Raw genomic sequence first — 21,484 nt, forward strand, 5'->3', positions numbered from 1 at the left:
CGCCGCGCAGGTAGCGGCAGCAACACAAGGTGAGAGACGTGGTGAAGAAGACGCTGTTCCAATTGCACTGGTTCTTTGGCATCACCGCTGGCCTGGTGCTGGCCTTGATGGGCATCACCGGGGCCTTGTATTCGTTCCAGGAAGAACTGCTGCGCGCATTCAATGCCGATGTGCTTAAGGTAGAGGTGCGCGCCGAAGGCGTGCTGCCGCCAGCCGAACTGGTGCAGCGTGTAGAGGCCCAACAACACGACAAGGTGTCGATGCTGTGGGTCGACGTGCGTGAAGGTAACGCCGCGCGGGTCTTCTTCATGCCGCCACCGGGCGAACGCCGTGGCGAGCTGCGCTATGCCGACCCTTATACCGGCGAACTGAAGGGCGAAGTGGCCGGGCAAGGCTTCTTCAACCTCATGCTCAACCTGCACCGTTTCCTGGCCATGGGCGACACCGGCCGGCAGATTACCGGTGCCTGCACCCTGATGCTGGTGTTCTTCTGCCTCTCCGGCCTGTACCTGCGCTGGCCGCGCAAGGCACTGGACTGGCGCACCTGGCTGACCTTCGACTGGGCCAAGAAAGGCCGAGCCTTCAACTGGGACCTGCACGCCGTGGCCGGTACCTGGTGCCTGCTGTTCTATCTGCTGTTCGCCCTGACCGGGCTGTTCTGGTCCTATGAATGGTACCGCGAAGGCCTGAACAAGCTGCTGGCCGACGCGCCGGCGGCCGGCCAGCAACAAAAACGCGGCGAAGGCCGTGGCCGCCACGGGCCGCAGAAAGTCGACAAGAACGCCCCGCCGCTGGTGGTCGACTACGACGCAATCTGGGCCAACCTCAAAAACGCTGCCGGCCCAGGCCTTGCCGCCTACAACCTGCGCCTGCCAGCGGTTGGCGGCCAGCCGGCCAACCTGTTCTACCTGCTGGAAGACTCCGCCCACCCACGCGCCTTCAACACCCTGGTGCTGGACCCGGCCACCGGCCAGGTGAAAAACCACGACCGTTACACCGACAAGTCCTTCAAGGCCCAGCTGCTGCAGAGCGTCTACGCCCTGCACGTTGGCGAATACTTCGGCCTGCTGGGCCGCATCATCGTCACCCTCGCCAGCCTGACCATGCCGCTGTTCTTCGTCACCGGCTGGCTGCTGTACCTCGACCGCCGCCGCAAGAAGCGCCAGGTGCGCGAGGCACGAGGCAACGTGGCCAGCAACGATGGCAGCGGCGAAAGCTGGCTGATCGGTTTTGCCAGCCAAAGCGGCTTTGCCGAGCAGCTGGCCTGGCAGAGCGCCGGGCAGCTGCAAGCAGCTGGCATGCCGGTACAGGTGCGCGCCCTGGCCGAACTGGGTGAAAACGACCTTCGCCAAGCCCGCCGCGCGCTGTTCGTGATCAGCACCTTCGGCGACGGCGAAGCCCCCGACAGCGCCCGCGCCTTCGAGCGCAAGGTGCTTGGCCAACCTTGGGCGCTGAACAACCTCAGCTACGCTGTACTCGCCCTCGGCGACCGCCAGTATCCGCACTTCTGCGGCTTCGCCCGCCGCTTGCAGGCATGGCTGGGTGAGCGCGGCGCCAGCAGCGCGTTCAGCCCGGTGGAAGTGGACAATGCCGACCAGGCAGCGCTGCAGCAGTGGCAGCAAGAACTGGCGCAGCTGACCGGCGCCCAGCCGGTGGCCGCCTGGCAGCCGCCGAGCTTTGGCAACTGGTCACTGGTGCGCCGCGAACTGTTGAACCCTGGCAGCCAGGGGCAGCCGGTGTACCTGCTTGGCTTGCAACCGCAAGCGCCTGCCAGCTGGGAGGCCGGCGACCTGGTGGAGATCCTGCCACTCAATGGCCAGCCCCGTGTCGACGCTTTCCTCAATGGCCTGGCGCTAGACGCCAGTGCCAAGGTGCAGGTGAATGGCCTGAGCGAAACCCTGGCCCTGGCCCTCGCTGGCCGCCAGTTGCCGGCACGCCGTGATCACTTGATCGGCTTGCAGCCGCAGGCGTTGATCGATGCACTGGTGCCGATCGGCAGCCGCGAATACTCCATCGCCTCGATCGCCAGCGATGGCGTGCTGGAGCTGATCGTGCGCCAGGAACGCCATGCCGATGGCCACCTGGGCCTGGGCTCGGGCTGGCTGACCGAGTACCTGCCGCTGAACGGCACCTTGAGCCTGCGCCTACGGCGTAACAGCGGCTTCCACCTGCCGGAAAGTGCTGCACCGATGATTCTGATCGGTAACGGCACCGGTCTGGCCGGTCTGCGTAGCCTGATCCGGGCGCGGGTGAATGCTGGCGAGCAGCGTAACTGGCTGCTGTTCGGCGAGCGTAACCGGGCGCATGACCTGCTGTGTGGCGAAGAGCTGCAAGGCTGGCTGGAAAGCGGTGATCTGGCACGGCTGGACCTGGCGTTCTCGCGAGATCAGGCCGAGAAGGTGTATGTGCAGGATGTGTTGCTGCAGCAGGCCGAGGCGTTCAAGCGCTGGGTGGCTGACGGCGCATGCGTGTACGTCTGCGGCAGCCTGCAAGGCATGGCTGCGGGGGTGGATGCAGCGCTCAACGGCATGCTTGGGGAAGCGGCTGTACAGCAGCTGATCGAGGATGGGCGGTATCGGCGGGATGTGTACTGATCAGATATTGATTTAGCCGGTGCCGGCCTCTTCGCGGGCAAGCCCCCTCCCACAGGGTCCACACAGATTTCGAATACTGTGCGGTACCTGTGGGAGCGGGCTTGCCCGCGAAGAGGCCGGTTCAGGCTGTCAGTGCAGCTCGAAGGTATCGGCATCCAGGTTGGCCGGAAACTTGGCCCGGTAAGCCGACAGCTCCGCCGCGCTCAACACTGCGGTAAACACCCCGTCCGCCTCCCCGGCACTGAGCAGGCTCTCGCCCTGGAAGTCCAGCACCTGGCTGTCCCCCGAATACGCAAAGCCCTTGCCGTCCGTCCCCACCCGGTTAACCGCCGCCACATAGCACAGGTTCTCGATCCCCCGCGCCGGCAGCAGCCGGTTCCAATGCTGGCGGCGCGCAGCCGGCCAGTTGGCGGTGTACAGCAGCAGGTCGGTGTCCTGGGCATCGCGGCTCCACACCGGGAAGCGCAGGTCGTAGCAGATCAGTGGGCGAATTCGCCAGCCCTTGAGCTCAAACTGGACCTGGCGCTCGCCCGGGGTGTAGTGCTTGTGCTCACCGGCCATGCGGAACAGGTGGCGCTTGTCGTAATGCAGGATTTCGCCGTCCGGCCGCGCCCACAGCAGGCGGTTGCGGTGGCTGCCGTCAGCGGCCTGGATGATCACGCTACCGGTAATCACCGCGTTGCACTTCTTCGCCTGAGTCTTCAACCACTTGTAGGTCGGGCCATTCTCCGGCTCGCACAGGCTTTCCGATTGCATTGAAAAACCAGTGGTGAACATTTCCGGCAGGATTACCAGGTCCACCTCGCCCACCTGCTCCAGCAGCACCTCGAAGTGCGCATAGTTGGCCTCACGGTCGTGCCAGGCCAGGGTGGTTTGCACCAGGGCGACTTTCAGGTTCGGCAGTGTGCTCAGATCGCGCATAGTCGTTCCGCTGCCTGACGCAGCGTCTCCTCTCGTTTGGCAAAGCACAGGCGAACCAGGCGTTGCTCGGGAATGGGTTGCTGGTAGAACACCGACACCGGAATGGTCGCCACCCCGTGCTCGCGGGTAAGCCACAGCGACATGTCGACATCGTTCAGGTCCGGGCGGATCTGCGAGTAGTCCACCAGCTGGAAATAGGTACCCGCCGTGCGGGTGAAGCTGAACCGCGAACCGTCCAGCAAGCCGCAGAACAGGTCTCGCTTAGCCTGGTAGAAGGCCGGCAGTTCATCGATGTGCTCGGGGTGTTCGGCCATGAAGTCGGCCAGTGCGCACTGCAATGGCGTCACGCCACAGAAGTTGACGTACTGGTGCACCTTGCGCAGCTCCGCACTCAGCGCCGGAGGGGCGATCACGTAGCCGGTCTTCCAGCCGGTAACGTGGTAGGTCTTGCCGAACGAGCTGATCACGAAGGCGCGTTGGTACAACTGCTCATGGGCCAGCACGCTGGCATGGCGCACGCCGTCGTACACCAGATGCTCGTAGACTTCATCGCTGACCAGGTAGATATCGCGGTCGGCAATAAGCTTTGCCAGCTGGTCAAGGTCTTTGCGGGTGATCAGCGCGCCGCTGGGGTTGTGCGGCGAGTTGAGGATGACCATGCGCGTGCGCGGGCTCAAGGCATCGCTGAACTTCTGCCAGTCGATGCGGAAGTCGCCGTCGCTGAGTTGCACATGCACGCAGCGGCCACCGGCCAGTTCCACGGACGGCTCGTAGCTGTCGTAGCAAGGGTCGAAGACGATGACCTCGTCATCGGCATGCACCACGGCCTGAATGGCACAGAAGATCGCCTCGGTGGCACCGGGGGTGATGGTCACCTCCTGGTCGGCATCCACCCTGGCGCCGTACAGGCGCTCGACTTTGGCCACCACCTGTTGGCGCAGCGCCGGCAGGCCGGTCATTGGCGAATACTGGTTATGCCCGGCAGCCACATGCCGGCCTACTGCATCGAGCAGGGCCTGCGGGCCGTTGAAATCGGGGAAGCCTTGCGACAGGTTGAGCGCGCCGGTCTGCACGGCGAGCTGGGACATGGTGGTGAAGATGGTCGTGCCGACATTCGGCAGTTTGCTGCGGATCATGGAGCCCTCTTTCCTGGGGTGTATCCGGCACGGGGTGGAGTCCGAGCATAGCGGATCGAGCGGTCAGGAAAAAGGTTGAAACATTAGGGGCATTGCGCTGGATCAACGGGCCTCTTCGCGGCTAAAGCCGCCCCACAGGGACACCACAGATTTCGAAAACTGTGCAGTACCTGTGGGAGCGGGTTTACCCGCGAAGAGGCAGACGCGGAATCAGCGCTTGTCGCGGCGCTTTTTCTCGGCCTTCTTGTGGTGCGACATCAGGCGGCGCTTCTTGTTGACCTGGCGGTCGGTGAGGGTGTTCTTCTTGCCCTCGTACGGGTTCTCGCCGCCCTTGTACTCGATGCGGATCGGCGTACCGACCAGCTTCAGCACCCGGCGATAGGTGTTCTCCAGGTAACGGGAGTACGACTTCGGAATGCTCTCGGTCTGGTTGCCGTGGATCACGATCAGCGGCGGGTTGGCACCACCGAGGTGAGCATAGCGCAGCTTGATGCGGCGGCCGTTGACCAGTGGTGGCTGGTGCTCGCTGACAGCATCTTCGAGGATCTGCGTCAGGCGGCTGGTTGGCCAGCGGGTCACCGCCGAGGTGAACGCGGCCTGCACCGACTTGTACAGGTTGCCCACGCCGGTGCCGTGCAAGGCGGAGATGAAGTGGATATCGGCGAAGTCGACGAAGAACAGCCGACGCTCCAGCTCGGTCTTCACGTAGGCACGTTCACCCGGCTCCATGCCATCCCACTTGTTCAGCGCGATGACGATGGCGCGGCCAGCTTCGAGGGCGAAGCCCAGCAGATTGAGGTCATGGTCAACCACGCCTTCGCGGGCGTCCATGACGAAGATCACCACGTTGGCGTCCTTGATCGCCTGCAGCGTCTTGACCACCGAGAACTTCTCGACTTCCTCGTGGATCTTGCCGCGCTTGCGCACCCCGGCTGTGTCGATGAAGGTGTACTTGTCACCATCACGCTCGAACGGGATGTAGATACTGTCGCGGGTAGTGCCCGGCTGGTCGTAGACCACCACGCGCTCCTCACCGAGCATGCGGTTGACCAGGGTGGATTTACCCACGTTCGGGCGGCCGATGATGGCGATCTTGATGCCATCTTTCTCGCTCGGGCCAGGGATGCGCACGGCCTCTTCGCCTTCGGCGACTTTGGCATCCAGGGCTTCTTCGACCTGGTCGCGCGGCAGGTGGCCGAGCACGGCCTCCATCAGCGCGTTGATACCGCGGCCCTGGGAGCCCGCCACCGGAATGGCGTTGCCCATGCCCAGCGGCGAGAACTCGGCGCGGGCGACGTCGGCGTCGATGTTGTCGATCTTGTTGGCAACCAGAATCGCCGATTTGTTGCGCTTGCGCAGGTGCTCGGCAATCATCTGGTCAGCGGCGGTCATGCCGGCGCGGGCATCGACCAAGAACAGCACATAGTCGGCTTCTTCAATGGCCATGAGCGACTGCTCGGCCATTTTCTCGTCCATGCCCACTTCGTCACCGGTAATACCACCGGTGTCGATCAGAATGAAGGAACGACCCTGCCAGCTGGCATCGCCATACTGGCGGTCACGGGTCAGGCCCGACAAGTCACCGACGATGGCATCGCGGGTTTTGGTCAGGCGGTTGAACATGGTGGATTTGCCGACGTTCGGGCGGCCCACCAGGGCAATTACGGGAACCATCGGCTCTCCACTCTCGAATTCTTGAAAATGCAAAGGCCGCTGCAAGGCAGCGGCCGGAGTACGGGCGGCGTGTCCTACGCCGCGGCTTGAAGCCCGCCAAGGCTTCAAGCATAGCTTCAGCGGATGGTCAGTGCCTCGAGCTTGCCGCTGTTGCCAAAGACGTAGATGGTGTCGCCGACCACAAGTGGGCGGGCGCGCAGGCCATCGCTGTCGATACGCTCACGGCCTACGAAGCGGCCGTCCACCTGGCTCAGCAGGTGCAGGTAACCCTCGAAGTCACCCACTGCCACGTAGCTGCTGAACACTTCAGGCGCGGTCAACTGGCGGCGAGCCATGCTGTCGTTGCTCCACAGGGCACTGGAAGAGCGCTCGTCCACGCCTTCCACGGTACCCGATGCTTCGCTGACGTAGACGTTACCGAAGCCCTGGGCAACGCCCACATAGCTGGAAGCATCGCGCTGCCACAGCTCGCGACCGCTTTCCAGGTCCAGGCCCGCTACACGGCCTTGGTAGGTGCTGACGTACAGGGTACCACCAGACAGCAGCAAGCCGCCGTCGATATCAACCACACGGTCCAGCTCGGAGCGGCCCTTGGGGATGGCCACACGGCTTTCCCACACGGGAACGCCATTGTTGATGTCCACCGCGACCACCTTGCCGGTGGACAGGCCGGCCACGGCCAGGCGGTTGGTGGCAATCGGCGCGCCGGTGCCACGCAGGGTCAGCACGGCCGGGGAGTTTTCGTAGATCCAGCGGCGGTCGCCGGTGGCGGCATCCAGGCCGATCAGGCGGTCGTCCTGGGTCTGAACTACCACTACGTCACCGTTGTTGGCGGGTGGGGCTAGCACTTCGCTGGTCACGCGGGAGCGCCAACGCTCTTCACCGGTGCTGGAATCCAGGGCAATGACTTCACCCTTGAGGGTGCCGAGCATGACCAGGCCGTAGCCCACGCCAACTGCGCCGGAAACCTGCAGCTCCAGGTCCTTCTTCCACACGACATCGCCAGTGATGCGGTCCAGGGCGAACACTTCGCCGTTGACGTCGGAGGCGTAGATACGGTCGTTCTCGATGGCCGGCACCAAGGTGTTGTAGGTCTTACCCTGGCCGTCACCGATCGAACGGCTCCACTGCTTCTTCAGCACCACTTCCTCGGTGAACTTGGTCAGCTCGGCCGGAGGCAGTTCCTTCTTGCTGTTGCTGCTGCAACCTGCGGCCAGTACGGCCAGGGTCAGCACTGCTGCATGTTTCCAACCGATCACTTACGCGTCCCCTTTAGCCAGGTCATCCAGCTTCAATTGCAGGCCACCGACTGCCGCGTCATCGGACAGCGCAGCCTTGGCTTTTTCGTAAGCGCTGTGTGCGTCGGCAGCACGGCCCAGTTGCACCAGCAGGTCACCTTTCAACTCTTCACGGCTGGCCAGGAAGGCTTTGTCGGCGTCGCCGTCGAGCAGCTTGAGGGCGTCTTCGGCCTTGTTCTGGGCGGCCAGCACGCGAGCCAGGCGCTGGCGCGAAATCTCGCCCAAGGTCACGTCGGCCGGCTTGTCCAGCACGCTTTTCAGCTCGGCAGCGGCGTCGTCGAGCTTGCCGCTCTCGACTGCCACCTTGGCCACGAACAGGCTGCCGTACTGGGCGTAAGCAGTACCGCCGAACTCGCTCTTGAGCTTGCCGGCCAGTTCCGCGACCTTGGAGGCGTCTGGCTGGCCAGTCGGCGTCAGGCTGGTCTCAAGCAACGCCTGATACAGCTGCGAGGCACCTTGCGACTGGTTGTTCTGGTACTTGTGCCAGGTATTCCAACCCAACACCACCACGCCGGCCAGCAATGCGCCGGTCAGCAGCGGCTTGCCGTTGCGGTTCCACCAGTCCTTGACGCCTGCCAGATCATCATCATCGGTACTCGACACCCCAATACTCCTTTTCGCCTATTCGTTGTTGAACCGCGTTACGCCTGCGCGATCGCGGTTTCCAGGTGCTCTGCCAGAGCATCCCAGGCAATGTTCTGTTGTTCGCCCTGGCCACGCAGGGGCTTCAAGCCGATTTCTTGCTTGGCCAGCTCGTCGTCGCCCAGGATCAGGGCGAACAGCGCGCCACTCTTGTCGGCTTTCTTGAACTGGCTCTTGAAGCTGCCACCACCGGCGTTTACCGCCAGGCGCAGGCCTGGCAGGCGGTCACGCAGGCCTTCGGACAGGCGCAAACCAGCCAGCTCGGCCTGCTCGCCAAAGGCGCACAGGTAGACGTCGATCTGGCGGCTGATGGACTCCGGCACCTTGCCGAGGGTTTCCAGCAGCAGGATCAGACGCTCGATACCCATGGCGAAACCAACGCCGGTGGTCGGCTTGCCGCCCATCTGCTCGACCAGGCCGTCGTAGCGGCCGCCGGCACACACGGTGCCCTGGGCGCCCAACTTGTCGGTGACCCACTCGAACACGGTCTTGCTGTAGTAGTCCAGGCCACGCACCAGCTTGGTGTTGATCACGAACGGAATGCCGGCTGCGTCCAGGCGGGCCTTCAGGCCTTCGAAGTGCACGCGGGACGCTTCGTCCAGGTAGTCTTCCAGCTTCGGCGCCCCCACCAGCACCGCCTGGGTGTTCTGGTCCTTGCTGTCGAGAATGCGCAGCGGGTTGCTCTTCAGGCGGCGCTGGCTGTCTTCGTCCAGTTGCTCCAGGCGCGCCGAGAGGAACTCGACCAGCGCATCACGGTAGCGCGCGCGGGCTTCGCTGGTGCCCAGGCTGTTGAGCTCCAGCTTGACCGCGTCCTGGATGCCCAGCAGGCCCCACAGGCGCCAGGTCAGCATGATCAGCTCGGCATCGATGTCCGGGCCGTCCAGGTTGAACACTTCCACGCCAATCTGGTGGAACTGGCGGTAGCGGCCCTTCTGCGGGCGCTCGTGGCGGAACATCTGGCCGATGTACCACAGTTTCTGTACCTGGCCGTTGCCGGTGATGCCATGCTCCAGCACGGCACGCACGCACGCGGCGGTGCCTTCAGGGCGCAGGGTCAGCGAATCGCCGTTGCGGTCCTCGAAGGTGTACATCTCTTTTTCGACGATATCGGTCACTTCACCGATCGAGCGCTTGAACAGCTCGGTGAACTCGACGATCGGCGTGCGGATCTGGCTGTACCCGTAGGTATCCAGCAGACCGGCCACGGTGCCTTCGAAGTAGCGCCACAGTGGCGACTGTTCTGGCAGGATGTCGTTCATGCCACGGATGGCTTGCAGCGATTTGCTCACGAAAAGTCCTTACGAATGCTGTGTGTCAGCCACGGGCGATCAGCGCCGCGTCGGCTTCGGCCTTTTCGGCCGCTTTCTGGCGGATGAGCCTTTCCAGCTCATCGACCAGGTTGTCATTGGTCAGCTTCTGCGCCGGCTTGCCGTCGATGTAGATCAGGTTCGGCGTGCCGCCGGTCAACCCTACATGGGCTTCCTTGGCTTCACCGGGGCCGTTGACCACACAACCGATCACCGCCACGTCCAGTGGTACCAGCAGGTCTTCCAGGCGCCCTTCAAGTTCGTTCATGGTCTTCACCACATCGAAGTTCTGCCGCGAGCAGCTCGGGCAGGCGATGAAGTTGATGCCACGCGAACGCAGGTGCAGCGACTTGAGGATGTCGTAGCCGACTTTCACTTCTTCGACCGGGTCGGCCGCCAGCGAGATACGGATGGTATCGCCAATGCCCTCGGCCAGCAGCATACCGAGGCCGACGGCGGATTTCACCGTCCCTGAACGCAGGCCACCGGCTTCGGTGATGCCCAGGTGCAGCGGCTGCACGATTTGCTTGGCCAGCAGGCGGTAGGCTTCGACGGCCATGAACACATCAGACGCCTTGACGCTGACTTTGAAGTCCTGGAAGTCCAGGCGGTCGAGGTGCTCGACATGGCGCAGGGCCGACTCCACCAGCGCCGCCGGGGTCGGTTCGCCGTACTTCTTCTGCAGGTCCTTTTCCAGCGAACCGGCGTTTACGCCGATACGGATCGGGATGCCACGGTCGCGGGCAGCATCGACCACGGCGCGTACACGGTCTTCACGACCAATGTTGCCCGGGTTGATACGCAGGCAATCGACGCCCAGTTCGGCTACGCGCAGTGCGATCTTGTAGTCGAAGTGGATGTCAGCGACCAGCGGCACGCTGACCAGTTGCTTGATCTTGCCAAACGCCTCGGCCGCGTCCATGTCCGGCACCGAAACCCGCACGATGTCCACGCCGGCATCGACCAGGCGCTGGATTTGCGCCACGGTCGCGGCGACATCGTTGGTGTCGGTGTTGGTCATGCTCTGCACCGCGATAGGTGCATCACCACCCACCGGCACATTGCCGACCCAGATTTTGCGGGATTCGCGACGTTTGATCGGAGATTCGCCGTGCATGACTTACTGTCCCAACTTCAGGCGAGCAGTCTCGCCACTGGTGAACGGGGCAACATCGACGGCCTGGCCGTTGTAGCTGACCTGGGCGCCACGGGCAAAGCCCAGGCGTACCGCGAACGGCGGCTTGCCGGTCAGCTCGAGGTTGTCCCCCTTGCGCTTGACGGCGCTGAACAGCACCTTGCCGTTGCCATCCGAGACCTGGGTCCAGCAATCGGCGGTGAACTGGATGGCGACCTTGGCGCTACCTGCCGGCACTGCGGCTGGCTCGGCAGCGGCCACGGCGGCTGGCGCTACAGGCGCAACGGCGGCCGGTGCAGGGGTAACCGGTGCGACCTGAGCAGGCGCTGCGCTGGCCGCAGGTTGCGCAGGCACCTGCTGGGCGGGTGCGGCAGCCGTTGGCGCCGGGGTTGCCGGGGCCTGTTCGGCAGTAGCGGCAGGCTGTTCGGCAGTGCCCTGGTCCAGTGCCAGCGGCGCGCTTTCAGGCTGCTGCCCAGCGGTCACGGCCTGATCTTCAGGCTCGTCAAGCGGGTGAATCTGGGTGGTGCCGTCGGCGCTCTCGACTTCGACGTGCTCCAGGGCCATCTTGGCAAGGTCCTTGCCACGCAGGCTGCCCTGGTCCTGCCACCAGACAAAGCCACCGCCGACCACCGCCACCAGCAACAGCAGGCTGACGCCGCGCAGGATGTTATGCGACAGGCGTACCGGCTCTTCGATACGGCCCAGCGAGTGCACATCGCTGCCTTTGGCGTGGGTACCGGTGTAGCGGTCGAAGGCCTCTACCAGGGTGGCCTGGTCCAGGTCCATCAATTTGGCATAGGCGCGGATATAGCCACGGGCGAAGGTATGACCGGGCAGCTTGTCGAAGGCGCCAGTTTCCACATGGTTCAACGAACTGACAGTGAGGTTGAGCTTGCGGGCCACCTCGGCTTGAGACCAGTCCCGTTTCTCACGGGCCAGGCGCAAAAGCTCACCGGGGTTCTGGCCAGGCGCTACTGCTACTTCGGGATGCGCGGCGTTCATCGTTGCTCCGACAGGTATTGCTGATATTCCGGCGTACCGGGATAAAGTCGTTGTAATTGCTGGCCCATCTCGGCCAGTGTGCCCTGCTCGTCGAACACCCGGGCAAGGCGGCTGCCCAGCAGCAGGCTACGGGCATCGTGGTCGCTCAACTGGCTGAAACGATCGTAGTAGTCCCGGGCCGGCACATAATGCCTGTTTTCGTAGGACAACTCAGCCATTTCCAGCAACGCTTTCGGTTGCCGCCGGTTGAGTTGCAACGCTTTCAGCAGATAAGCATGCGCCTGGTCGCGGCGATCGAGCTTCAGGGCAGTCAGGCCCAGGTTCTCGTACACGCGTGAGCGCTCAGGATACAGGGTATCGGCGCTGGCCAGGCGAAACATCTGCTCGGCCTCGGCAAATCGCCCCTGAGCATAAAGGAAACTGCCGTAATTGTTGCGCATTCGCGTGTCGCCGGCGCGCGCTTGCAAGGCCTTGCGAAAGTGGGCTTCAGCGAGCGCCGGCTCACCTTCGGCCTGGAACACCAGCGCCAGGGCCGCGTGCGCGTCGGCATCAGTGCTGTCGAGGGCCAGGGCCTTGCCCAGTGGCGCCTTGGCCTGCTCGGTCAAACCCTGTTGCAAATACCCCAGGCCCAGTTGCACATAAGCCCGCCCCGCCTCCGCCCTGCCCTGGCGGCTGGCCAGGGGGTCGCTCGCACCGCCCGACACACAGCCGGCCAGCAGCGAGAGCGCAAGGATCGACAGCGCGGCGCGCAGGCTCATGGGCAAGGTCCCGGTCAGTGGCTGGCGGCGCTGTCTTGCAGCTCGACGTCCGCGGAAAGCTGGCGCACGGCAATGTAGCGCTCGCTACGGCGGGTGCGGTCGTTGACCTGGCCGACCAGCTGACCGCAGGCAGCATCGATATCGTCACCACGGGTGGTGCGCGTGGTCACGTTGAAGCCACCGTGGTGCAGCAGGTCCTGGAAGCGACGAATGGCGTTGTTGCTTGGCCGCTCGTAGCCCGAATGCGGGAACGGGTTGAACGGGATCAGGTTGATCTTGCACGGCACGTCGCGCAGCAACTCGATCATCTGTGCGGCATGCTCAGGCTGGTCGTTGACGTCCTTGAGCAGGGTGTACTCGACAGTAAGCACGCGCTTGCCACCCAGGGTGGACATGTAGCCCATGCACGATTCCAGCAGCACTTTCAGCGGGTACTTCTTGTTGATCGGTACCAGCTTGTTGCGCAGCTCGTCGTTCGGTGCGTGCAGCGACAGGGCCAGCGACACGTCGATGTGCTTGGCCAGTTCGTCGATCATCGGCACCACGCCCGAGGTGGACAGGGTGACGCGACGCTTGGAAATGCCATAGCCCAGGTCATCCATCATGATTTTCATGGCGGCGATGACGTTGTCGAAGTTCAGCAAGGGCTCGCCCATGCCCATCATCACCACGTTGGTAATCGCGCGGTCGACTTTGGCAGGGACGGTCCCGAAGGATTTGTTGGCAAGCCACACCTGGCCGATCACTTCGGCGGCAGTGAGGTTGCTGTTGAAGCCTTGCTTGCCGGTGGAGCAGAAACTGCAGTCCAGGGCACAGCCGGCTTGCGACGATACGCACAAGGTGCCGCGGTCGTCGGTAGGAATGTAGACGGTCTCGACGCAGCTGCCGGAGGCAACGCGGATCACCCACTTGCGGGTACCGTCGGCGGAAATGTCTTCACTGACCACTTCCGGAGGCCGAATCTCGGCAACGGCCTCGAGCTTTTCGCGCAAGACCTTGCCTACGTTGGTCATGGCCGCAAAGTCGGACACGCCAAAATGGTGAATCCATTTCATCACCTGGCCGGCACGGAAGCGTTTTTCCCCGATCGAGTCGAAGAATTGTTCCATTTCCGGCTGGGTCAGACCCAACAGGTTGATTTTGCCAGTAGATGTCGTCATGGATTCACCCTCACCCGTAAGCTTTCGCTTAGCGAGTGGTTACCTCGGTAGCAGCGAAGAAGTAAGCGATTTCGCGAGCAGCAGCAGCTTCGGAGTCCGAACCGTGAACGGCGTTGGCGTCGATCGACTCGGCGAAGTCAGCACGGATGGTGCCTGGAGCAGCTTCTTTAGGGTTGGTAGCGCCCATCAGCTCACGGTTCAGAGCGATGGCGTTTTCGCCTTCCAGAACCTGAACAACAACCGGGCCGGAAGTCATGAAGGCAACCAGGTCACCGAAGAAGCCGCGCTCGCGGTGCTCAGCGTAGAAGCCTTCGGCTTCGGCTTTGGACAGTTGCTTGATTTTCGAGGCAACGATTTTCAGGCCGGCTTCTTCGAAGCGAGTGGTGATCTTGCCGATGACGTTTTTGGCAACGGCGTCAGGCTTGATGATCGAGAAAGTACGTTGAACAGCCATGGAAAACTCCAGAATATGAGTGACACGAAAAATTAAACCCGCGAATTATACGCGGGTTCCGGGGGATTGCCTAACCTGCAAGTGACGCTTAGTCGGCTTCGTCGATCCAGGCAGCCTGGATGGCCTCGAGCACTTTCTCACCGCCGCGTGACGGATCGTCGCTGAACTCTGGCAATGCCAGCACCCAGCGGTGCAGGTCTACGAAATTCACATAACGAGGATCGACCTCAGGCTTGCTTTCTGCAAGCTGAATGGCGATCTCAAGTACATCAATCCATTTCAGGCTCATGGTGCAAACCTCAGTGCGGCGCTTCAGCGGCGTGGTTGAGCGAGTACTTGGGGATCTCGATGGTCAGGTCTTCGTCAGCGACGACCACCTGGCAACCAAGCCGCGACTGCGCTTCCAGGCCCCAGGCCTTGTCCAGCATGTCTTCTTCCAGCTCGTCGGCTTCTTCCAGCGAGTCAAAACCCTTGCGCACGATGCAGTGGCAAGTGGTACAGGCCTTGACGCCGCCGCAGGCACTTTCCATCTCGATGTGATGGTCGTGGGCCAGTTCCAGGATGTTGGTCCCGGTCGGCACCTCCACGGTCAGCCCCTCGGGGCAGAACTTCTCATGCGGCAGGAATGTCACCAGCGGCATCGGTTACTCCTCGATCTCATTCAGGTTGCGCCCGGCCAGTGCGGCTTTGACCGTCGAATCAAGGCGACGGGCGGCAAATGCGTCGGTCACCTGCGACAGACGCTTGGTCTGTTGCTCGATGGCTGCGCCATCGGTGCCGGCCAGCAAATCACGTAGTTCTTGCATCTGGAATTCGATGGCTTCGCGCTCGTCACTGCTGAGCAGGCGCTCACCGTCGGCGTCCAGGGCGCCCTGTACCGCTTCCAGCAGGCGCTCGCCGTCCACCTGGTGCTCGCGCAGCTGGCGGGCGTGCTTGTCGGAACCTGCGTGTTCGAAGGAATCCTTCAGCATGCGGGCGATTTCGCCGTCGGTCAGGCCGTAGGACGGTTTGACCTGGATGCTGGCTTCCACGCCCGAGCCCAGTTCGCGGGCGGCAACGCTGAGCAGGCCGTCGGCATCCACCTGGAAGGTGACGCGGATTTTCGCCGCACCGGCAACCATGGCCGGAATGCCGCGCAGCTCGAAACGGGCCAGCGAGCGGCAGTCGCTGATCAGCTCGCGCTCGCCCTGCAGGACGTGGATCATCATGGCCGTCTGGCCATCTTTATAAGTGGTGAACTCCTGGGCACGCGCCACCGGAATGGTGGTGTTGCGCGGGATCACTTTCTCCATCAGCCCGCCCATGGTCTCAAGACCCAGCGACAGCGGGATGACATCGAGCAGCAGCAGCTCGCCACCTTCGCGGCGGTTGCCCGCCAGGGTGTCGGCCTGAATGGCGGCACCGATGGCCACCACCTGGTCAGGGTCGATCGAGGTCAGCGGGGTACGGCCGAACAGCGCGCCCACGGCTTCGCGCACGCGCGGAACGCGGGTCGAGCCACCCACCATGACTACCGCACTGACTTCTTCCAGCTCCACGCCACTGTCGCGAACGGCGCGGCGGCAGGCCTTGAGGCTGCGGGCAACCAGCGGCTCGATCATGGCTTCGAAGGCGGCGCGGTTCAGTTCGCCCTGCCAGGCGCCATGGCTGACGCTGACCACATCGGCGTCGGTCAGGGCTTCCTTGGCGGCGCATGCTGTTTGCAGCAACGCACGCTGGGTGGCCGGGTCCAGGTCGGACGACAGGCCAGCCTGCTCAATGATCCAGCCGGCAATGGCGTGGTCGAAATCGTCACCACCCAGGGCGGTATCGCCACCGGTGGCCAGCACTTCGAACACGCCAGCGGTCAGGCGCAGGATGGAAATATCGAAGGTACCGCCGCCTAGGTCATAGATGGCCACCACGCCTTCGGCGTTCTGGTCCAGACCATAGGCCACGGCTGCCGCGGTCGGCTCGTTGAGCAGGCGCAGCACGTTCAGGCCTGCCAGGCGCGCAGCGTCCTTGGTGGCCTGGCGCTGTGCGTCGTCGAAATAGGCCGGCACGGTGATCACCGCGCCTACCAGCTCACCACCCAGGGTCGCTTCGGCGCGTTCGCGCAGCACTTTGAGGATATCGGCGGACACTTCCACCGGGCTTTTCGGCCCCTGCACCGTGTCGATGAACGGCATGTGCGACTCGCCACCCACAAAGCGGTATGGCAGCTGCTCGCCCAGTTGCTTGACGTCGGCCAGGCCGCGCCCCATCAGGCGCTTGACCGACAGCACGGTGTTCAGCGGGTCGCTGGAAGCGGCATCACGTGCGGCCTGCCCCACTTCGTTGCGCCCTTCGAGGTAGCGCACCGCGGACGGCAGAATGACGTTACCCTGCGCATCAGGCAGGGGCTCGCTACGGCCGCTGCGCAACGCGGCGACCAGAGAGTTGGTGGTACCCAGGTCGATCCCCACCGCCAGGCGGCGCTGGTGCGGCTGAGGGCTTTGACCGGGTTCGGCAATCTGCAGTAGGGCCATGCTTATCTGAATACCTTAGGTGCCATCACGGGCGACACCGGGTTAATCGTCGAGGCGCTCTTCCAGTTGGCGCACTTCTTGGGCGAGCTTGTCGAGGAACTGCATGCGGCGCATCAGGCGCTCGGCCTTTTCGCGCTCGCCTGGGGCATCCCAGCAGGCGGCAAAGTCCTCGTTCAGGGTGTCCTGGGCAGCCTTCAGGCGCCGCTTGAATACACCCACGCCGTCAAGGTCGGCTTCGTCCTGCAACTCTTCGAGCTCTTCACGCCACTGCATCTGCTGCAACAGGAAATCCGGGTCGTGGACCGTGACTTCCTGGGGCACTTCATGGCCGCTGATGGCCAGCAGGTAGCGGGCGCGACGTGGCGCACTGCGCAGTGTCTGGTAAGCGTCGTTGAGGGCTGCGGACTTTTCCAGCGCTACACGCTGCTCACGCTCGGAGGCGTCGGCAAAGCGGTCGGGATGGACTTCCCGGGCCAACTCGCGGTAGCGAGTGGCCAGCTTGTCGAGGTCCAGGCGGAAGCTTGGCTGGAGGTCAAACAATGCGTAATGACAAGGAGTACCCACAGCCAGCCTCAAACGTTGAAGCTTTCGCCGCAGCCACACTCACCGCGCACGTTGGGGTTGTTGAACTTGAAGCCTTCGTTCAACCCTTCCTTGACGAAATCCAGCTCGGTGCCGTCGAGGTAGACCAGGCTCTTGGGATCGATGATCACCTTCACGCCATGGTTCTCGAACACCTGGTCTTCGTCCGCCAGTTCGTCAACGAACTCCAGCACGTAGGCCAGGCCCGAGCAACCGGTGGTGCGCACGCCCAGGCGAATGCCCTCACCCTTGCCGCGCCCGTCGAGGGAGCGGCGAATGTGGTTGGCGGCGGCTTCTGTCATGCTGATAGCCATCAGGACTCCTTACCTCGCAACAGGCGGCTTAGATCAAGCCTTTCTTCTGCTTGTAATCGCGTACGGCTGCCTTGATGGCGTCCTCAGCGAGTACCGAGCAGTGGATCTTGACCGGCGGCAACGCCAGCTCTTCGGCCAGCTGGGTGTTCTTGATGGTCTCGGCTTCGTCCAGGGTCTTGCCCTTCATCCACTCGGTGGCGAGGGAGCTGGAAGCGATGGCCGAACCGCAGCCGTAGGTCTTGAACTTGGCGTCTTCGATAACGCCCTGCTCGTTGACCTTGATTTGCAGACGCATTACGTCACCGCACGCCGGGGCGCCGACCATGCCGGTGCCAACGTCTGGGTCTTCAGCATTCATCTTGCCGACGTTGCGTGGGTTTTCGTAGTGGTCGATGACCTTTTCACTGTATGCCATGGTGCAATTCCTTCCTCATCAGGGAGCCGCTCTTGCCGGCGACTGCTTAGTGGGCGGCCCACTCGATCTTGGAGATGTCAACGCCGTCTTTGTACATGTCCCACAGCGGCGACAGCTCACGCAGTTTGTTGACGGCCTCGCAGACTTTCTGCGCGGCGTAGTCGACTTCTTCTTCAGTGGTGAAACGGCCGAAAGAGAAGCGGATCGAGCTGTGCGCCAGCTCGTCGTTGCGGCCCAGGGCGCGCAGCACGTACGAAGGTTCGAGCGACGCGGAGGTGCAGGCCGAACCGGACGAAACGGCGATGTCCTTCAGCGACATCAGCAGCGATTCGCCTTCGACGTAGTTGAAGCTCAGGTTCAGGTTGTGCGGCACGCGGGCGGTCTGGCTGCCGTTGACGTACAGCTCTTCCAGGTCCGAAACCTGCTTGAAGAAGCGGTCGCTCAGGGCCTTGATGCGCGCGTTCTCTGCGACCATTTCCTGCTTGGCGATGGCGAACGCTTCGCCCATGCCGACAATCTGGTGAGTTGGAAGGGTGCCCGAACGCATGCCGCGCTCATGGCCACCGCCGTGAATGATGGCTTCCAGGCGTACACGCGGCTTGCGGCTGACGTACAACGCGCCGATACCTTTAGGGCCGTAGACCTTGTGCGCCGAGAACGACATCAGGTCGACTTTCAGTTTTTGCAGGTCGATTTCGACCTTGCCGGCCGACTGGGCGGCATCGACGTGGAACAGGACGCCGCGCGAGCGGGTCAGTTCACCGATGGCGGCGATGTCGTTGATCGAGCCGACTTCGTTGTTCACGTGCATCAGCGAGACCAGGATGGTGTCGTCGCGCAGCACCGCTTCTACCATGGCCGGGGTGACGATGCCGTCTTCGCCTGGCTCAAGGTAGGTGACTTCGAAACCTTCACGCTCCAGCTGGCGAGCGGTATCCAGGACCGCCTTGTGCTCGATCTTGGAGGTGATGATGTGCTTGCCCTTGGTCTGATAGAAGTGCGCGACGCCTTTCAGTGCGAGGTTGTCGGACTCGGTGGCACCGCTGGTCCAGACGATTTCGCGCGGATCAGCGTTGATCAGCTCGGCAACCTGGCGACGACCGTTCTCGACCGCTTCCTCGGCCTTCCAGCCGAAGACGTGGGAGCGCGAAGCCGGGTTACCGAAGTTCCCGTCGACCAGCAGGCAGTCGGCCATCTTCTGGGCCACGCGTGGGTCGACCGGAGTGGTCGCGGAGTAATCGAGGTAGATCGGCAACTTCATTTGTCTCTCCTATCAGGCGGTGGCGTCGCTCATCGTCCCTGGGGGATCAATCGACGGCGGACGTCTCAATCTTGTCCAGCTGGGCGGTTCGGCCTGCGACACGTCGCAAGTCCTGGCGCTGGGCGACTTCCTGCACCTCACGGCGCATGACGAGGTCGGCCAGGCTGATGCCGCTGAGGAATTCATGGATCTGCTGGCTGAGGTCGCACCACAGGTGGTGGGTCAGGCAGGTATCACCGGCATGGCAGTCCCCGAGGCCCTGACAACGGGTAGCATCGACCGATTCGTTGACCGCATCGATGACCTGGGCCACCTGGATGGTTTCCATGCCCCGCGACAGCTGGTAGCCACCGCCTGGACCGCGCACGCTGGAAACCAGGCTGCTGCGGCGCAGCTTGGCGAACAGCTGTTCCAGATAAGAGAGGGAAATGCCCTGGCGCTCGGAAATATCGGCCAAAGACACCGGCCCATGCTGCGCGTGCAACGCCAGGTCAAGCATGGCGGTCACGGCGTATCGGCCTTTGGTAGTCAGTCGCATGGCTATTGGGTACCACGGGAGTTTCGGGATGTGTGCGAGTATGCGATTCCCGAGCATTTAAGTCAACTATAAGACCTAGTGCTTTAGTCGGGTTTGCATCGGGGAGGCGGGCGCGAGTGTAGCAGACGAGGGGCGTGAGCACACGCCCCGTATGTCACTATGATTTCAGTGCGGCGCAATCAATGCGACTGAGTGTCGCGCTGGGCCACCTTGGCCTCCTCGGCAAAATCGTCTTCCGGCAGGGCTGGCAGCTCCTTGGCACAGTAGTCACTACCCATCTTGGTCAGGGCGCCACACATACCCTCCAGCCGCTCGTCGACCGCTTGCAAGTGATCGAGCATCTGGCCGATGGCGCGCGCCACCGGGTCGGGCATGTCACCACTGACGCCGTAGGCATCGAAGCCGATCTTCTCGGCCATGGCCTTGCGCTTGGCCTCGACTTCGTTGTCTTCGCTCTTGACGATGATCCGCCCCGGGATGCCCACCGCCGTGGCGCCCGCTGGCACCGCCTTGGTCACCACTGCATTGGAACCAATCTTGGCGCCGGCACCGACGGTGAACGGGCCCAACACTTTGGCCCCTGCCCCTACCACCACGCCGTTCTCCAGGGTGGGGTGGCGCTTGCCTTTGTTCCAGCTGGTGCCGCCCAGGGTCACGCCCTGATAAAGCGTGACGTCGTCGCCGATTTCGGCGGTTTCGCCAATGACGATACCCATGCCGTGGTCAATGAAGAAGCGCCGGCCGATGGTGGCGCCCGGGTGGATCTCGATACCGGTCAACCAGCGGCCGAAGTTGGACACCAGCCGGGCCAGCCACTTGAAATCACGCTTCCACAAGGCGTTGCCGAGGCGGTGCAACCAGATGGCATGCATGCCGGGGTAGCAGGTGAGCACCTCGAAGGCATTGCGCGCCGCCGGGTCACGGTGGAATACGCTTTGAATATCTTCACGCAGGCGTTCGAACATCTGTCAGTCCTTCCGTTTATGCGGCTCGCCCCGGACCACTTTCTGGGTCTCGGTAAGGATGCCGCGCAAAATGCTCATTTCCGAACGTTCGACCGCCACCCGCCCATACAGCCTGCGCAAGCGCGGCATCAGGTACTTGGGTTTTTCCGGGTCGAGGAAGCCGATGCCCACCAGGGTTTTTTCCAGGTGGTCGTAGAACAGCTCCATTTCGTCCATGGTCGCCAGCTCGCTGGCGTCAACCTTCTCGACTTTTTCCGGCGCTGCACCGCCAGCCAGCCACGCCATGCGCACCTCATAAGAGAGCACCTGCACGGCAGCGGCCAGGTTCAGCGAACTGAAGTCGGGGTTGGAGGGAATGTGCACGTGGAAGTGACATCGCTGCAGTTCTTCGTTGGTCAGGCCGGCGTGTTCGCGCCCGAACACCAGGGCGATTTCTTCGCCGCCATTGGCATGCTCCACCGCCTTGGCACCGCACTCGCGCGGGCCGATCAACGGCCACGGGATGCTGCGCTCGCGGGCGCTGGTGCCCATCACCAGGTTGCAGCCGACCAGCGCCTGTTCAAGGCTGTCGACCACCTGGGCGTTATCCAGCACATCGTCGGCGCCCGAGGCACGGGCACTGGCATCCACGGCGGGGAATTCTTTCGGCTGCACCAGCACCAGACGCGACAAGCCCATGTTTTTCATGGCACGCGCAGCGCCGCCGATGTTGCCGGGGTGGCTGGTATTGACCAGAACAACACGAATATTTTGCAGCAAGGTGTTGTGCTCACAGATGCAGGAATCAGGGCCTTCGATCTTACAGAACCGACAGACGTAAC

General features: G+C 63.0%; 22 protein-coding genes. 1 reads left to right on the plus strand and 21 read right to left on the minus strand.

The features are described from left to right. Positions 1-38: 38 nt before the first annotated feature. The gene (locus APH36_RS29925; protein ID WP_060501822.1) at positions 39-2,594 is read left to right on the plus strand and encodes a sulfite reductase flavoprotein subunit alpha; all 2,556 of its coding nucleotides are present in this window, start codon (positions 39-41) and stop codon (positions 2,592-2,594) included. A 129-nt stretch (positions 2,595-2,723) separates the two neighbouring features. Here the strand turns inward: APH36_RS29925 and APH36_RS29930 are convergent, their stop codons facing one another. The 21 genes from APH36_RS29930 to trmJ all read right to left on the minus strand — a co-directional run bounded on the left by APH36_RS29930 (position 2,724) and on the right by trmJ (position 21,422). Continuing rightward, positions 2,724-3,515 carry an amidohydrolase gene (locus tag APH36_RS29930; protein WP_060501824.1) on the minus strand — a complete coding sequence of 264 codons (792 nt, stop codon included), beginning with the start codon at positions 3,513-3,515 and terminating at the stop codon, positions 2,724-2,726. Continuing rightward, positions 3,503-4,651, minus strand: coding sequence for a pyridoxal phosphate-dependent aminotransferase (locus APH36_RS29935; protein ID WP_060501826.1), 1,149 nt, complete (start codon positions 4,649-4,651; stop codon positions 3,503-3,505). Before APH36_RS29935 ends, APH36_RS29930 begins: the two co-directional genes overlap by 13 nt. Before the next feature lie 210 nt (positions 4,652-4,861). Next, complete coding sequence (der, locus tag APH36_RS29940; protein WP_060501828.1) at positions 4,862-6,325, minus strand: ribosome biogenesis GTPase Der; 1,464 nt, start codon at positions 6,323-6,325, stop codon at positions 4,862-4,864. Between the two features lie 116 nt (positions 6,326-6,441). After that, entirely contained in the window at positions 6,442-7,584 is a 1,143-nt protein-coding gene (gene bamB, locus APH36_RS29945; RefSeq protein ID WP_060501830.1) for an outer membrane protein assembly factor BamB, read from the minus strand. Further along, positions 7,585-8,226 (minus strand): tetratricopeptide repeat protein, encoded by a 642-nt coding sequence (locus APH36_RS29950; RefSeq protein WP_060501832.1) that lies wholly within the window; start codon positions 8,224-8,226, stop codon positions 7,585-7,587. A 38-nt stretch (positions 8,227-8,264) separates the two neighbouring features. Then, positions 8,265-9,554 (minus strand): histidine--tRNA ligase, encoded by a 1,290-nt coding sequence (hisS, locus tag APH36_RS29955; protein WP_016713198.1) that lies wholly within the window; start codon positions 9,552-9,554, stop codon positions 8,265-8,267. Positions 9,555-9,579: 25 nt separating this feature from the next. Further along, positions 9,580-10,689, minus strand: coding sequence for a flavodoxin-dependent (E)-4-hydroxy-3-methylbut-2-enyl-diphosphate synthase (gene ispG / locus APH36_RS29960; RefSeq protein WP_043196974.1), 1,110 nt, complete (start codon positions 10,687-10,689; stop codon positions 9,580-9,582). A gap of 3 nt (positions 10,690-10,692) precedes the next feature. After that, positions 10,693-11,709, minus strand: coding sequence for a RodZ domain-containing protein (locus tag APH36_RS29965; protein ID WP_060501833.1), 1,017 nt, complete (start codon positions 11,707-11,709; stop codon positions 10,693-10,695). Continuing rightward, positions 11,706-12,467, minus strand: a complete 762-nt coding sequence (gene pilW, locus APH36_RS29970; RefSeq protein WP_060501835.1) for a type IV pilus biogenesis/stability protein PilW — start codon at positions 12,465-12,467, stop codon at positions 11,706-11,708. Before pilW ends, APH36_RS29965 begins: the two co-directional genes overlap by 4 nt. A gap of 14 nt (positions 12,468-12,481) precedes the next feature. After that, the gene (gene rlmN, locus APH36_RS29975) at positions 12,482-13,627 is read right to left on the minus strand and encodes a 23S rRNA (adenine(2503)-C(2))-methyltransferase RlmN (protein WP_012270596.1); all 1,146 of its coding nucleotides are present in this window, start codon (positions 13,625-13,627) and stop codon (positions 12,482-12,484) included. A 28-nt stretch (positions 13,628-13,655) separates the two neighbouring features. Continuing rightward, a complete protein-coding gene (gene ndk / locus APH36_RS29980) occupies positions 13,656-14,081 on the minus strand; it encodes a nucleoside-diphosphate kinase (RefSeq protein WP_060501837.1) in 426 nt (141 codons plus the stop codon). Between the two features lie 88 nt (positions 14,082-14,169). After that, a complete protein-coding gene (gene iscX / locus APH36_RS29985) occupies positions 14,170-14,370 on the minus strand; it encodes a Fe-S cluster assembly protein IscX (protein ID WP_016713204.1) in 201 nt (66 codons plus the stop codon). Positions 14,371-14,380: 10 nt separating this feature from the next. Then, a complete protein-coding gene (gene fdx / locus APH36_RS29990; RefSeq protein ID WP_012270595.1) occupies positions 14,381-14,722 on the minus strand; it encodes an ISC system 2Fe-2S type ferredoxin in 342 nt (113 codons plus the stop codon). Between the two features lie 3 nt (positions 14,723-14,725). Beyond that, positions 14,726-16,588 (minus strand): Fe-S protein assembly chaperone HscA, encoded by a 1,863-nt coding sequence (hscA, locus tag APH36_RS29995; RefSeq protein WP_060501840.1) that lies wholly within the window; start codon positions 16,586-16,588, stop codon positions 14,726-14,728. Between the two features lie 42 nt (positions 16,589-16,630). Beyond that, positions 16,631-17,152: a co-chaperone HscB gene (gene hscB / locus APH36_RS30000; protein ID WP_060501842.1), complete on the minus strand. Its 522-nt coding sequence runs from the start codon at positions 17,150-17,152 to the stop codon at positions 16,631-16,633. A gap of 8 nt (positions 17,153-17,160) precedes the next feature. After that, a complete protein-coding gene (iscA, locus tag APH36_RS30005) occupies positions 17,161-17,484 on the minus strand; it encodes an iron-sulfur cluster assembly protein IscA (RefSeq protein ID WP_003248536.1) in 324 nt (107 codons plus the stop codon). A 28-nt stretch (positions 17,485-17,512) separates the two neighbouring features. Beyond that, positions 17,513-17,899 carry a Fe-S cluster assembly scaffold IscU gene (gene iscU, locus APH36_RS30010; protein WP_003248539.1) on the minus strand — a complete coding sequence of 129 codons (387 nt, stop codon included), beginning with the start codon at positions 17,897-17,899 and terminating at the stop codon, positions 17,513-17,515. Between the two features lie 46 nt (positions 17,900-17,945). Next, positions 17,946-19,160, minus strand: a complete 1,215-nt coding sequence (locus tag APH36_RS30015; protein WP_012270592.1) for an IscS subfamily cysteine desulfurase — start codon at positions 19,158-19,160, stop codon at positions 17,946-17,948. A gap of 46 nt (positions 19,161-19,206) precedes the next feature. Further along, the gene (iscR, locus tag APH36_RS30020) at positions 19,207-19,698 is read right to left on the minus strand and encodes a Fe-S cluster assembly transcriptional regulator IscR (protein ID WP_008092572.1); all 492 of its coding nucleotides are present in this window, start codon (positions 19,696-19,698) and stop codon (positions 19,207-19,209) included. A gap of 179 nt (positions 19,699-19,877) precedes the next feature. Further along, a complete protein-coding gene (cysE, locus tag APH36_RS30025; protein ID WP_016713210.1) occupies positions 19,878-20,663 on the minus strand; it encodes a serine O-acetyltransferase in 786 nt (261 codons plus the stop codon). A 3-nt stretch (positions 20,664-20,666) separates the two neighbouring features. Further along, positions 20,667-21,422 carry a tRNA (cytosine(32)/uridine(32)-2'-O)-methyltransferase TrmJ gene (trmJ, locus tag APH36_RS30030; protein WP_060501844.1) on the minus strand — a complete coding sequence of 252 codons (756 nt, stop codon included), beginning with the start codon at positions 21,420-21,422 and terminating at the stop codon, positions 20,667-20,669. Positions 21,423-21,484: the final 62 nt, after the last annotated feature.

It is taken from the genome of Pseudomonas sp. NBRC 111133, from assembly GCF_001320605.1.
GTDB lineage: Bacteria > Pseudomonadota > Gammaproteobacteria > Pseudomonadales > Pseudomonadaceae > Aquipseudomonas > Aquipseudomonas monteilii.

Excerpts from the sequence above, each read along its gene's own strand:
- APH36_RS29930 (WP_060501824.1), bottom strand. The coding sequence starts at position 3,515 with ATGCGCGATCTGAGCACACTGCCGAACCTGAAAGTCGCCCTGGTGCAA.
- APH36_RS29935 (WP_060501826.1), bottom strand. The coding sequence starts at position 4,651 with ATGATCCGCAGCAAACTGCCGAATGTCGGCACGACCATCTTCACCACC.
- der (WP_060501828.1), bottom strand. The coding sequence starts at position 6,325 with ATGGTTCCCGTAATTGCCCTGGTGGGCCGCCCGAACGTCGGCAAATCC.
- ispG (WP_043196974.1), bottom strand. The coding sequence starts at position 10,689 with ATGCACGGCGAATCTCCGATCAAACGTCGCGAATCCCGCAAAATCTGG.
- APH36_RS29965 (WP_060501833.1), bottom strand. The coding sequence starts at position 11,709 with ATGAACGCCGCGCATCCCGAAGTAGCAGTAGCGCCTGGCCAGAACCCC.
- pilW (WP_060501835.1), bottom strand. The coding sequence starts at position 12,467 with ATGAGCCTGCGCGCCGCGCTGTCGATCCTTGCGCTCTCGCTGCTGGCC.
- rlmN (WP_012270596.1), bottom strand. The coding sequence starts at position 13,627 with ATGACGACATCTACTGGCAAAATCAACCTGTTGGGTCTGACCCAGCCG.
- ndk (WP_060501837.1), bottom strand. The coding sequence starts at position 14,081 with ATGGCTGTTCAACGTACTTTCTCGATCATCAAGCCTGACGCCGTTGCC.
- iscX (WP_016713204.1), bottom strand. The coding sequence starts at position 14,370 with ATGAGCCTGAAATGGATTGATGTACTTGAGATCGCCATTCAGCTTGCA.
- fdx (WP_012270595.1), bottom strand. The coding sequence starts at position 14,722 with ATGCCGCTGGTGACATTCCTGCCGCATGAGAAGTTCTGCCCCGAGGGG.
- hscA (WP_060501840.1), bottom strand. The coding sequence starts at position 16,588 with ATGGCCCTACTGCAGATTGCCGAACCCGGTCAAAGCCCTCAGCCGCAC.
- iscA (WP_003248536.1), bottom strand. The coding sequence starts at position 17,484 with ATGGCTATCAGCATGACAGAAGCCGCCGCCAACCACATTCGCCGCTCC.
- iscU (WP_003248539.1), bottom strand. The coding sequence starts at position 17,899 with ATGGCATACAGTGAAAAGGTCATCGACCACTACGAAAACCCACGCAAC.
- APH36_RS30015 (WP_012270592.1), bottom strand. The coding sequence starts at position 19,160 with ATGAAGTTGCCGATCTACCTCGATTACTCCGCGACCACTCCGGTCGAC.
- iscR (WP_008092572.1), bottom strand. The coding sequence starts at position 19,698 with ATGCGACTGACTACCAAAGGCCGATACGCCGTGACCGCCATGCTTGAC.
- cysE (WP_016713210.1), bottom strand. The coding sequence starts at position 20,663 with ATGTTCGAACGCCTGCGTGAAGATATTCAAAGCGTATTCCACCGTGAC.